9 protein-coding genes, 1 tRNA gene and 2 pseudogenes are annotated in these 11,745 nt (G+C 54.0%); 4 read left to right on the forward strand and 8 right to left on the reverse strand.

Annotated elements, in window-relative coordinates; translation table 11 throughout:
• Positions 1–20 precede the first annotated feature (20 nt).
• Positions 21–680, reverse strand: coding sequence for a heme exporter protein CcmB (gene ccmB / locus N5J69_RS04690; RefSeq protein ID WP_279768401.1), 660 nt, complete (start codon positions 678–680; stop codon positions 21–23).
• Positions 680–1,297 carry a cytochrome c biogenesis heme-transporting ATPase CcmA gene (gene ccmA / locus N5J69_RS04695; protein ID WP_279768402.1) on the reverse strand — a complete coding sequence of 206 codons (618 nt, stop codon included), beginning with the start codon at positions 1,295–1,297 and terminating at the stop codon, positions 680–682. Before ccmA ends, ccmB begins: the two co-directional genes overlap by 1 nt.
• 242 nt (positions 1,298–1,539) lie before the next feature.
• On the opposite strand from ccmA, the gene N5J69_RS04700 reads away from it, so the two are divergent.
• The 3 genes and pseudogenes from N5J69_RS04700 (at position 1,540) to N5J69_RS04710 (ending at position 4,222) form a co-directional block, all read left to right on the forward strand.
• The gene (locus tag N5J69_RS04700) at positions 1,540–2,475 is read left to right on the forward strand and encodes a formate/nitrite transporter family protein (RefSeq protein WP_279768403.1); all 936 of its coding nucleotides are present in this window, start codon (positions 1,540–1,542) and stop codon (positions 2,473–2,475) included.
• A gap of 335 nt (positions 2,476–2,810) precedes the next feature.
• A tRNA-Arg gene (locus N5J69_RS04705) sits at positions 2,811–2,885 on the forward strand.
• Positions 2,886–3,048: 163 nt separating this feature from the next.
• Positions 3,049–4,222, forward strand: a pseudogene (locus N5J69_RS04710) (tyrosine-type recombinase/integrase).
• Positions 4,223–4,562: 340 nt separating this feature from the next.
• On the opposite strand, the gene N5J69_RS04715 reads toward N5J69_RS04710, so the two are convergent.
• Positions 4,563–4,802 carry a hypothetical protein gene (locus N5J69_RS04715; RefSeq protein ID WP_279768404.1) on the reverse strand — a complete coding sequence of 80 codons (240 nt, stop codon included), beginning with the start codon at positions 4,800–4,802 and terminating at the stop codon, positions 4,563–4,565.
• Between the two features lie 280 nt (positions 4,803–5,082).
• Here N5J69_RS04715 and N5J69_RS04720 point away from each other — a divergent pair, with 280 nt between their 5' ends.
• Complete coding sequence (locus N5J69_RS04720) at positions 5,083–6,000, forward strand: acyltransferase family protein (RefSeq protein WP_279768405.1); 918 nt, start codon at positions 5,083–5,085, stop codon at positions 5,998–6,000.
• A 168-nt stretch (positions 6,001–6,168) separates the two neighbouring features.
• Here N5J69_RS04720 and N5J69_RS04725 read toward each other — a convergent pair whose 3' ends face one another.
• The 5 genes and pseudogenes from N5J69_RS04725 to N5J69_RS04745 all read right to left on the reverse strand — a co-directional run bounded on the left by N5J69_RS04725 (position 6,169) and on the right by N5J69_RS04745 (position 11,743).
• Entirely contained in the window at positions 6,169–6,444 is a 276-nt protein-coding gene (locus tag N5J69_RS04725; protein WP_279768406.1) for a hypothetical protein, read from the reverse strand.
• Positions 6,445–6,759: 315 nt separating this feature from the next.
• Positions 6,760–6,932: pseudogene (locus tag N5J69_RS04730) on the reverse strand (type VI secretion system protein TssA); the annotation flags it as partial.
• Positions 6,929–10,366 carry an ImcF-related family protein gene (locus tag N5J69_RS04735; RefSeq protein WP_279768407.1) on the reverse strand — a complete coding sequence of 1,146 codons (3,438 nt, stop codon included), beginning with the start codon at positions 10,364–10,366 and terminating at the stop codon, positions 6,929–6,931. The pseudogene N5J69_RS04730 and the gene N5J69_RS04735, both read right to left, overlap by 4 nt.
• A complete protein-coding gene (locus N5J69_RS04740; protein WP_279768408.1) occupies positions 10,350–11,489 on the reverse strand; it encodes a hypothetical protein in 1,140 nt (379 codons plus the stop codon). Before N5J69_RS04740 ends, N5J69_RS04735 begins: the two co-directional genes overlap by 17 nt.
• Positions 11,486–11,743, reverse strand: a complete 258-nt coding sequence (locus N5J69_RS04745) for a PAAR domain-containing protein (RefSeq protein ID WP_279768410.1) — start codon at positions 11,741–11,743, stop codon at positions 11,486–11,488. The genes N5J69_RS04740 and N5J69_RS04745 overlap by 4 nt, the downstream gene beginning before the upstream one ends.
• Positions 11,744–11,745: the final 2 nt, after the last annotated feature.

Below are 11,745 nucleotides of genomic sequence, written 5' to 3' on the forward strand. Positions count from 1 at the left end.
CGCGGTTGGTGTAAAGCTGGTTATTGCAAAGTAATGCGTAGCGCCGCGGCCGTGGCAAACGGCGCGAGCGTGGCGCTCCCCAGCAGCATCGCGCCGAGAATCGCCAGATAGCCATCAATCGGCAATCCCTGACTGGCCGCCTCCATCGCCGCACTGGCGAAGATCAACACCGGTATAGCCAGCGGCAGCACCAGCAGGCTCAGCAGCACGCCCCCGCGTCGTAACCCCACCGTCAGACCGACCCCAATCGCACCAAGGAAACTCAGGGTTGGCGTGCCAAGCAGCAGCGTCAGCGCCATCGCCCGCCAGCCATTAAAATCCAGCGACAGCAGCAGCGCGGCCAGCGGTGACAGGATGATCAGCGGTACGCCGGTCACCAGCCAATGCGCCACCACTTTGCCGATGACCGTCACCGGCAGCGGCGTTGGCAGCAGCACCAGCTGCTCCAGCGAGCCATCGCTGAAATCATCACGAAACAGCCGCTCCAGCGCCAGCAGCGAGGCCAGCAGTGCGGCAACCCACGCAATGCCTGGTGCAATGCGCGCCAGCTGTTGCGGATCGGGTCCGATGCCCAGCGGAAACAGGGTAATCACAATCAGGAAGAACCAGAGCGGATTGACCACATCTGCTCCGCTGCGAAAGGCAATGCGCAGTTCACGCAGGATGAGGCGAAACAGCATCAGTCTGCCTCCTCGTCGCCAAGGCGAATTTTGCGCACACGCGCAGCATCCGCAGGCAAATCCTGGTGGGTGGTCAGGATCACTGCACCGCCGTTATCGGCATGCCGGGCGAATTGCGCCATTAATTTTTCAATTCCTGCTTTGTCGATAGCGGTCAGCGGCTCGTCGAGAATCCATATCCGGGCTTTGCTGAGCCACAGACGCGCCAGCGCCACCCGACGCTGCTGACCCGCCGACAACCGGCTGACCGGCACCTCTTCATCGCCCGTGAGATCGACGCTTTCCAGCGCAGTAAAGATCTGCGCATCACTGCAATCGGGATGGTAAAAGCGCAGATTTTCCAGCGGCGTGAGCACGCCTTTGACACCGGGATGGTGGCCCAGATAGAGCATCGCCTGATGCCAGGTTTCACGCTGTCGCAGAATCGGCTGCTGCTGCCAGCGGATGTCACCCTCTTCCGGGCGGCTCAGGCCAGCCAGCAGGCGCAGTAACGAGGTCTTACCGGCACCATTCGGGCCTTCAATCTGCACAATGTCACCAGCAGAGACGCGAAACGAGAGCCGCCGGAACAGCGCACGTTCGTCATATGCACAAGTGAGCGTAATGATTTCCAACATCTAGGGGGGAATCGCACCAGCTAAAAGTGGCCGGGATATTACCACAATGTTGCTGTGGGCCGAAGTGTGACCCAGCGCTCAGTTTCACTCCCAGTAGCTTATTCGTGCGGTATCGCAGAAAGTCTGAATAAAAATGCAGTTCCGAAAAACGTTGTTACGCTTATTCGCACTGGTCGTTACATTTACGATAAATAAAAAACGGCTACGCTTATTACGCAATAGCACTATCACCAGGAGAAAATATGAAGCCTTCATCAGGTAATGAACAGGGTCCTAACGACGTAGAGAGCGAAGAGAAGGACAAGGGCACTGACATCGAAGTCGATGAGGAGGCTTTACCCTCCCGTGCAGCGGCGATCCATGAAGAGATTCGCCAGGATGGTGAAAAGGAGCTGGAGCGCGACGGTATGGCGCTGCTCTGGTCAGCCATCGCTGCCGGTTTATCGATGGGTGCCTCGCTGATGGCAAAGGGGATCTTCAAGGTGCATCTTGATGGCGTACCGGGGGCGTTCCTGCTGGAAAACCTCGGTTATACCTTTGGTTTTGTCATCGTTATCATGGCGCGCCAGCAGCTGTTTACTGAAAATACCGTCACTGCCGTATTACCGGTAATGCACAAACCGACCTGGAGTAATGCGGGTCTGCTGTTACGGTTATGGGGCATTGTTTTACTGGGTAATTTAATTGGTACGGCGCTGGGTGCGCTGGCGTTTAATGAGATGCCGATATTTGACGAGGCAACCCGACAGGCGTTTACCGAGATCAGTATGAAGGTAATGGAAAACTCGCCTGGCGAGATGTTTGCTAATGCGGTGATTTCCGGCTGGATTATCGCCACGATGGTCTGGATGTTCCCCTCTGCGGGCGGTGCCAAACTGCTGGTGATTGTCATGATGACCTGGCTGGTTGCGCTGGGCGATCTGGCGCATATCGTGGTGGGCTCGGTGGAAGTGCTCTATCTGGTGTTTAATGGCAGTATCAGCTGGCATGAATTTTTATGGCCGTTTGCCCTGCCGACGCTGCTCGGCAATATCACCGGCGGTACCCTGATTTTTGCCCTGATCAGCCATGCGCAGATCCGCAATGACATGAGTGAAGCCGCCGTAGCTAAAGCGAAAGCCGAAAAGCGCAGGCAGGAAAAACGACGTCAGCGCGAGGAGCAGGAAAAGGCAGAATAAACGACAAGGCAGACAGTGCTGATTTACAGGCGCTGTATGCCTTTATCGTCCCCTTCAAAGCTGAAATTTATCCCTATGCTGCCGCCGAAAGCGCTGATTGGATAACGGTTAAATAGCAGGTTCAGTGATGGCTTTGTCTTTTATCGCTGTCGGGCAGGTTGTTTGACACTTATTACCGTCTCATGAAATTAGTGGAATTGAAGCCTTCAGCGTGACTGTTTTCGGAATCTGCATGCGACCACAGCGCACTGAAAAGCGAAATTGCTGACGGAATGAGCAAACGCACGGCGATGTAGTGAATCTCCAGGCCGGTTTGCGCTATACTGCGCGCCGCAGTCCTCTTAGTTAAATGGATATAACGAGCCCCTCCTAAGGGCTAGTTGCAGGTTCGATTCCTGCAGGGGACACCACATCTCACAGAACCCGCTTCCACCGACACGAACAAAACCCCTTCAGAATCTCACACGACAGCAAATCATACACAACCGACGCGAACCGACATGAATTGACTACTCCGACTTTTTGCGGGCATATTGTGGGCACACCGAAAATGATGCCCGGAATTATGCCCACATGCTGACCGTCAAGCAGATTGATGCCGCTCGCCCTAAAGAAAAGTCATACCGCCTGGCAGATTCTGGCGGTCTGTTCCTTTTCGTTCCCCTCTACCTGCAAAAAGGTCTGGCGGCTGCGTTACCGCTTTGACGGGAAAGAAAAGACGATTGTCATCGGGCCCTATCCTGAAATATCGCTTACAGAAGCCAGGGCGCGACAGTCTGAAGCGAAGATGAAGTTGCTTGCAGGTGTTGACCCTGCCGAGCAGAAGCAGTCGCTGAAGAAGAAAGAGAAAGAGGCTGATGCTGATACCTTCGGAGATATCTTCAGAGAGTGGTATGTCCACAAGTCTAAAGTCTGGTCCCCGGGCTATGCGGATGAGCTGCACCGGATGTTCACCGACGACATTCTGCCGATCATTGGTCATCTGAAAATGGAAGAGGTTGAGCCAATGGTTCTGCTGAAGGTCATCAGGCTATTCGAAGAACGCGGCGCGATGGAGAGAGCGGATAAGGCCAGGAGGAGGTGTGGCGAGGTTTTCCGGTATGCGATCGTAACCGGGCGAGCTAAGTACAACCCCGCGCCAGACCTTGTCGATGCCCTGCGAGGCTACAGAAAGGAAAACTACCCTTTCCTTCCAATTAACCTTATCCGGGAGTTCCATAGGGCGCTTGAAGGGTATGGTGGAAGCGTGATTGCAAAGATTGCGGCGCAGGTTCTTCACTACACCGCTCTGCGTACAAAAGAGTTACGCTCTATGACATGGGCGAACGTCGACTTTGAGAACAGACTTATCACAATTGACGCTGAAGTGATGAAGGGTCGGCGCATACATATAGTACCTATGTCTGACCAGGTGGTCGATCTGCTAACTTTCCTGAAGAAGGTCACCGGCCAGTACCTGCTCTGCTTCCCGGGCCGCACTGACCAGAAGAAGCCCATCAGCGAGAATACCGTGCTCGGCGTGATAAGAAGGATTGGATATGAGGGGGAAACCAGTGGTCACGGATTCCGTCACCAGTTCAGCACCGTCATGAACGAGCTTCACTGGAACAGTGATGCTATTGAGGCCCAATTGGCGTACGTTAACTCGCAAGGTACGCGAGGAATTTATAACCATGCCCAGTATCTCAACAATCGCATTGAGATGATGCAGCACTGGGCTGACTGGCTGGATGGTAAAGGGGCATAGCCCCTTTCGCCTCAGATAGTCGGCCGGTAGGGCTCGTACAAAGTCAGAACCTCGGGCTGTCACCTTCCCCAGCACCACGATTCCCTCCAGCCCATTCCCTTCTAACGTCTCCCCATCCTGAGTAATGATCCCTGTACTGAACAATTTCCCCAGCTGAGGGTAGTCGTCGAACTGGAATGCAATCGTATCGCCCGGCTTTGCCTGAAGCGATCGGTCTATTAGGACGAATCCGCCTGGCGTTTCTATCCGGAGCATATGACCCGGGTGAGGTGCAAACAGCCTGTTGAGGTCGAGGCGGCTCTCGACGTAATCCTGTGCCGGTGACTGAAATCCCATGGCGTCACCTCACATATCCCATATTACGCAGGGCGTAGGTGCGGTTGTCACCGTTCTCTGTCGCCAGTTCCATGAACATGTTTTGTTCGCGCCGTATCCACTGGTTGCACTGCTGCAGCGTCCAGTGATGGTTAACGGCTTCCAGCTTCGCCTGGAATGCACTGGTCGTCACTATCTGCCGCCCCAGCCGGTCCAGCGTTATCGCCTGCACGAATGCAGGCCGTATTTCGTAGTCTCTCGCCATCAGTAATCCCCCTCTGAAAATGCTGTATGTATAAACATCAATGTCGATCAGTGGATTTGATCAAGGCGAAACGGCTCATAGTTTTGTAAAGCCATTGTTGGCGCTGAAATTTCAATCTGGCGGCTTCGGTTGCGCGTGACTAACCTCAAATTACCCACCCCGTAGCCTGCTCAGAGAGGCGCGGTTGAGTCATTGCCCGGTCGCCGGGCTTTTTTCGTTCAATGGCACTCATCATTAGTGCATAATAATGAGATAACTTATCGCTAATCAGGTTCTGTTTATGGCTACCCAGGGAAGAAACAACGCTATCGATTTAGTAAAGATTTTGATGGCCATCCTTGTAATCTCAATTCATACAATAACTCCTAGTGGGATTTTTGATTACCTTCTGACACAGAGCGTAGCAAGGGTTGCCGTACCATTTTTCTTTATTGCCGCCGGATACTTTTTCCCATCAAACCCAAAACAAGCAGATATTAAGAAGGCTCTTTTCAGGCTCGCGACATTGTATATCGCATGGTGCGTGTTTTATTTACCTTTTGAAATATCAGATATATCCACAAAACCACTGTCTGCTAGTGGGTACTTCTGGGAGTCTTTATATATCTTTGCGAAAGGATGGCGACACCTTTGGTTTATGCCTGCATTAATGCTTGGGATGGTTGTTTACTATTTATTGCACTCGAATAAAAAAGTTAACATTATAGCATTTTCACTTTATGCTATTGGGTTTATGGTGCAATTAAACATCGAACATGGCGAATATTCCATTTTATTTTATAGGAACTTTTTAACATTTGGTTTCCCACTGATTGCCATGGGGGCGGCATTAAAGAAACAAAGACCTTCATTCAAGACCGGTTACCCAGTCTTGGCAACTCTTTTGCTTCTTACCGTTATGCTTTTGCTAGAGGGATTTGTCAGGCTAAAATCGGGTATTTATGACAATGATTTATTGCTACTCGCTCCATTAGTAGCAGTTTATGCTTTTATGCTAACCTTAAAGGTCGACATTAACCTCCCGCTCAACATAGCATGCACGGCATCAAGCATTTATTTTATACACTATTTTTTCTACCTGACTTTGAAATATCACATATCAAATCAGATTTTACTTTTTCTAGCTGTATCCGTTCTTTCTTTGTTCTTTAGCCTGACGCTTAACAAGTTAAATATTTACAGAAGATTTTTCACCTGAAACCGTATAACAAAGAGTTGTGAATCAAGCTTCAGGCGGGAGTGGAACGTCTTTACTCCCGTCACCTAATGCAAGGTAAGACCTTAGCGATTTTCTATAACTAGTCCAAGTCGCAAGGAGTTTATTTAGCTCATCCTCTGAGATGGTTGCAAAGTCTTCATCTTCAATTTAATCCCTGATAGAATTTATTGTCGAAGACGCCCTATCGTATTCAGATTGTGCGGAAATGATATTTAATTCTAATTGCTGTTGAGGCGTTAAGTGCACTTCCGGGGCTTTGAATGTCCAATTACCCTTGCTGTCTTTAGTCGCTGAGAAGCCTGGCGCTGCAACCTGCCCATCTGACAGTTCATAAGTTGTATATTCAGAAAATATATCACCCTCGCCACCCCAGACCACAACATTCTCTACCAATCCATCTTTGATCAAAGCGTAATTGCTCATTATACGTATTCCTCTACGATAATTATCCCACTGGTCCCGTTTCCACCTGCAGTGGTTACGGAAGCCGATGGGACAACAGCAGAACCGCCACCGCCCGCACCATATCCAAAAGCAGATTTAGCCACGTTAGACCCACGAATTCCTCCGCCGCCAACTCCAAGCTTACTGTCTGCGCCCCTTCCCGACTTAAGCGCACTTTGTCCTACGGTAGCGCTTAATGAAAGAGGCCCCTACTCCTGCAGACGCTGGAGAGCCAAAAGCAAGGCCGCTTCCTGATGGGGACACCAGTCCTATTCTGCACCACCTCCTCTCAATGACCTCTTCGCGGATACGCTGAAAATCATCGCCATATCCCGGGTTTTCCCCGGCCAGACTGGTGTCACTTACCGGCGCAAATCATAGCTGCCAGTTTTCGAACGCGTCTGCTGTTGCAGTTGCGTGTCGTCAGCCTGACAGGCCGTGACCAGATTCTGCAGAGTATCCGTTATTCGACTCCATCCATGTCACTGTTTCCGGCACTGGCCATCAGCGCCTGAGCCGTGGCTGCGCTGTCGACACTGAATATCTGATCCGGCAGCGTGAATCCGCGCAGATCCAGCAGCGCCAGCGGACCTTTCCCAAGTTGTGAGCGCAGCACCCACTGTAAAGTGCGATCGTCCGGGGTGTTAAAGTTCATCATCCACTGGCTGCGATCAAGCTGCTGCCGCTTACTCATGTCCAGCCAGCGAATGAAGCCCCAGGTGCCGCTGTAATCCCCGAACAGGCGCGCACCGGCGTTGACTGTGGTCCAGGTCAGCATCGTCCCCGGCTTGTAGGAGTCCCCTGGCCAGCGGAAGCTCTGCCAGTCGGCAATCTGGTTGAAGTAATGCAGCTTTTGTCCATCAATGGTCAGCTGGGTTTCCACCACCTGCGGCACAGGGCGCGCCTGCAGCTCAAAACTGATGCCCTGACTGCCATCGGTGAACAGAATGTCTGACAGCTGACTCAGCTGGTTAACGGCCCGCAGGAAAGCCGGATTGAAGCGCAGTCCCTGGCTGTTGACCTTATCCGGTACCCACTGACTGCCCTCTTTACGCAATACACCGCCAAGCTCTGTCATCAGGAAGCGCTCAATTCGTCCGCTGTCCTTACGCACAAACTCCGCCAGCATGGGCAGAGAGGCATCACTCTTACTTGCCGCAAACGGAAAGCGCCCGTCAAAAGCGGTGTGCCAGTTCGCGACCACCGAGCGGCTCCATTTGTCATTCAGACTCGCTGCCGACGGCTGAAGCACGGTCTCCCAGGCCTGGGTCAGCGGTTGTACAAACATTGTGTTGCCAAATCCGCTCCACTCTTCGCCAAGGCTTGCCGAAATCAGGCTGCCGTACTGCTGGGTGTCGGTCAGATCAACGCTTTTACCCTGGAATACGGTCTGTGCCAAAATCTGCATCATCGCCTGCGGATCAGAGGCACTGGCAACCTGTTGCAGGCGCAGACGCACGCGGGTGATGCGGGTCAGATACGTCTGCAGACTGAGGGAGTTGTCTGCCGACATGACGTTGCTGCCATTATTTTTACCCAGCAGCTGAAGCAGCGGACCAAAGGTTTCATCCAGCGGCCCCTTCGGCCCAGACGCATTCTGGTCAATCGCGGGCTTGTCTTTCCCACCCACCAGATCCTTAGCCGATCTGATGATAGAATCCGAAAGACTTTCGCTCTGCTGGCCAGTCAGACCCTGCCAGGCGATGGTGTTCATCAGGGCAATCAGCGGCGACTGGCGGACATCGCTCATTAGCGTCAGCTGGTCGGTCACATCAGCAATATTGTTTGCCGGATTAAGTCGCAGGCTGTTAAAGAAGCTCAGCCAGCTGCCGGCAAAGTCGGTGAAGTAACGTTGCGTCAGGCGCGCTTTCAGGGCTTCCGGCGACAGGTCTGAGGAAACCGCTTTCCGGCTGTCACTCAGCACCCAGTCAATTTCATCCCGGCGGGAATTTGCAGCCTTTTCGATAGCCTGCTGAATGCCCCCTTCCCACGCCTGGCGGGTAAACATGCCCGGCACCACCTCTTCAGTGGTGAACAGTCGCCGCGCATCGGTACCGCTGGTCATGTCTTCCAGCGACATATCTGCGAAGTTACGACGCACAGATTTGAGCATGTTCTCATAGAGCGTGCTTTCAGCGTTACGACGCCCGATCTGCTGTAACAGCAGCTGGCGACTCTGGCTGACCAGTTGCGCATCCGGTGTGATTTTCCACTGTGGCTGCTTAGGCAGTTCAGTGATGTAGAAGGCCCACAAATCCGGCGACAGGCTTTGCCACAGAGCGGTGGAAATACCCATCCGCGTTGGCTGCACGGTTTTCAGGGTCTGCGCGTAGAATGCACCGTCGACTTTATCCGGACGGGCCATCATCAGCCAGGCCTTCAGTTGGTCATAGCCCGGCTTCGCCAGTTGCGCCCTCTGGTCGCTGTTGGGGGCAGAGTTTGCCAGCGCGGTGAGTTTCTGCGCCAGCGCCTGATTCGCCGGGTCGCGGATCAGGCGGTTGTTCGCCACGCCGTACCAGGGGAGCATCGCATCGAGCAGTTGCTGGTTATGGTTAAGACCGAAGCGCTGGTACCAGGGGGCACCACCCTCAATATGGTGCTGCAGCCGACCAGCGTCATTACGCAGGGTATGCAGAGTCGTGAGCTGGTAATCCGATACGGAAGGATCTTTCACCAGGACATAAGCCTGTTCAGAGACGGAAACTATCTGCTGCCGGTTGACCGTAAACGATAACAGCGTCCCTGCCCCCCAGGCACCGATGATGGCCATCAGCGTCCAGGCAAGCGTCTGCTCCCAAGCCATACCGACACGGCGGCCCCGCACGCGAAAGCTGTCGTCAACGATACCCTGCCACGTTACTGGCAGAGTCAGTGCATGGCGCTGTAACTCAGGGATATATTTTTCAGCACCGGCTGTTTCTCCTGCGATAGTGGCGGGTTTATTCTCAGGCAGGCTGAACATCAGGCCACGCAGCGGAATGCGCTGCTGGGAGGCTGCCAGCCAGGGTACCAGTTGCTGAGCCCAGCGGGTAATACCGCCGTCCTGGAGGGACTGGCCCAGGCGCAGCAGGAAATCGTGGCAGTTGTTCTCAGCGGCCTGACTCACCCCCTGCGTTCGCAGGGTCGGCAGCATCCGCTCCAGCTGCCGGGTAATATCGTCAGGCTTAGCACGCAGCGGAAAACTGGCTCCGACCGCCTGCTCAGGGCGTTTAGTCTGCGGCCAGGCGCTGTCACACAGTTGCCACAACCAGACCGGCGCAGAGTAGCGCAACAGTTCGCTGATTTTTTCCAGTCCGCGGAGGTCGTTGTCACTGATTTGTGGAGTCAGGTTAAGCGACTGCGGCAATACGCGAACAATACCATCCAGTGGACGTCCGCGGCGCAGTTTACGCAGCGCGGTGTATTTTTCTACATCGGGCTCTGCAGTCAGGTCGCCGCCGTAGATAAGTACGGTACGATTTCCTTCAAGCCATTGCTGCTGTTGCAGGCCAGGAACCAGTTGTTCGATTGCCGCATCGTCACCGGTAATCAACAACAGGCGGACCTTGTAGCGCCAGAAGAGGCTATAGCGCGATCGGAGGTGTGTCTTCAGCAATCGGTAAGCCGCCTCGTGCCCCGTAACCTTTGCAGAGCTACGCTTGCGGGATGACAACGGGATAAGCTTATCCTTAATCAATAACCGGAAGGACATAAACCCCAGTACCAGCATGCTGAGCGCAATTCCCCAGACGATAAAGCCAGAGACAATAAGCGGACGCAATGTTTCCCATTCCGTTGACCGTTCGGTCGACCACAGCCACCATGCCACTCCGCCCAGTAGTACCAGTAAAGTGGTCACAGCAATACAGACAGTTACCGTGGCTGCCACAGAAATGGCAGCAGGCTTATTGACGTTGTCCATCAGGTTTTACTATTCCAGTTGCGAGGGTGTTCATCGGGTCGCGAGCAATCCAGCCGCACGGTTGTTGGTGGTGCGCGGCATAGATTGCCGCCAGGGATAAAACAATCAGAGTTTCCATATCGCCAATTTCCCCCCAGTTGGCGTCCTGCAGATGCTGGCTGACATCCCATCCATTATTCGCCAGCACCTCGAGGCCGGGTCGGGAAAACAGCGTACAGGCCTCCGGTGGCTCATTCAGCTCGCTCTGTTCCAGTGCACGGGCGAAAACGGTGAGCAATATGTCGCCTTGTTCTGGTGAAAAAGTTTCACCACGCGTCAGTTGTACCGTGCCGTTAAGTCCAGCCAGCCACAATGCTGCAGATTCTCCGGCGGGACGTTCTGTGCCTGACTGCGGCGCGATGACCTGACACCCGGCGATCAGTATCGTGTCATCAGGTTTAGCTCCGGCTAGCTCACCCGCTATTTCAGCCAGGCTGGCTTCCCCTTGCCAGGGCTCAGGTCGGGCTGGCAGTGCAATGTCCGGAAAAGCGATCACCATCTGTGCGCGAAATGCCTGCCAGACGATGTCGGCACCCTGCCAGTAGCAACGCAGCGGTGGAGTGAGGTTTTCTTCACCACGCTGCTTTTGCCACTCAATTACCAGCAGTTCCGCCAGCCGCTTTTCACGAGCTATGGGATCCATAACCGAAATTTGTGGCAGTCTCAGCGCACTGCCGCCGCCCTCTTTTTTTTCCTCCGGCGGACGTTGTTCACGGTTAAGCACACGCAGCCAGTCAACTGAACGCGTACCTGCAGGCCCCAGCAGCAGGCCTTCTTTTAACCAGAACGCCTGCCGGTGCGCCGCCCACCACCGCTTCTGTTCATATGCCACCAGCTGATTGTAGAAAGCGGCGTTATGCAAGCTGACACGGTAGTACAGAAGCCGCACAAGCCAGCCAGTGACCGACAGCAGCAGTATCACCAGGATAACGGTGGCCACCAGAGAGCTGTTACTCTTGGCAGAGGGCAACAGACCGCCAGCACCGCCGCCGATCAACACCAGCAGAGCAGTGGCCGACAGCCACCTTGCGGTACCAGGTGGACGTGCCGTTTTGTACGCCGGATAATCAGGAACGGACCTCACTGGTCAACACCGCAGTCAGGAAACGAGCTGACCAGCGTACAGCCGCAGGCACAGTGGTGACCATGCAGCGCGACGGGCTGTCCATCAACCGTTGTCAATGTGCTACCTTCCGCGATGGTCGTCATGCCGTGTTTGTTACAGCAAACCGGATCTCCCTTACAGGCAAATCCCTGACCAAAACACTGGTAGTGCCCTCCCAATACCTTGCCACCATATTCCCGCAGACTATCTCCTTTGCGGATGACTTTACTCATCG

The sequence above is a fragment of the Pantoea sp. GD03673 genome, assembly GCF_029844725.1.
In the GTDB taxonomy this organism is placed as follows: domain Bacteria; phylum Pseudomonadota; class Gammaproteobacteria; order Enterobacterales; family Enterobacteriaceae; genus Pantoea.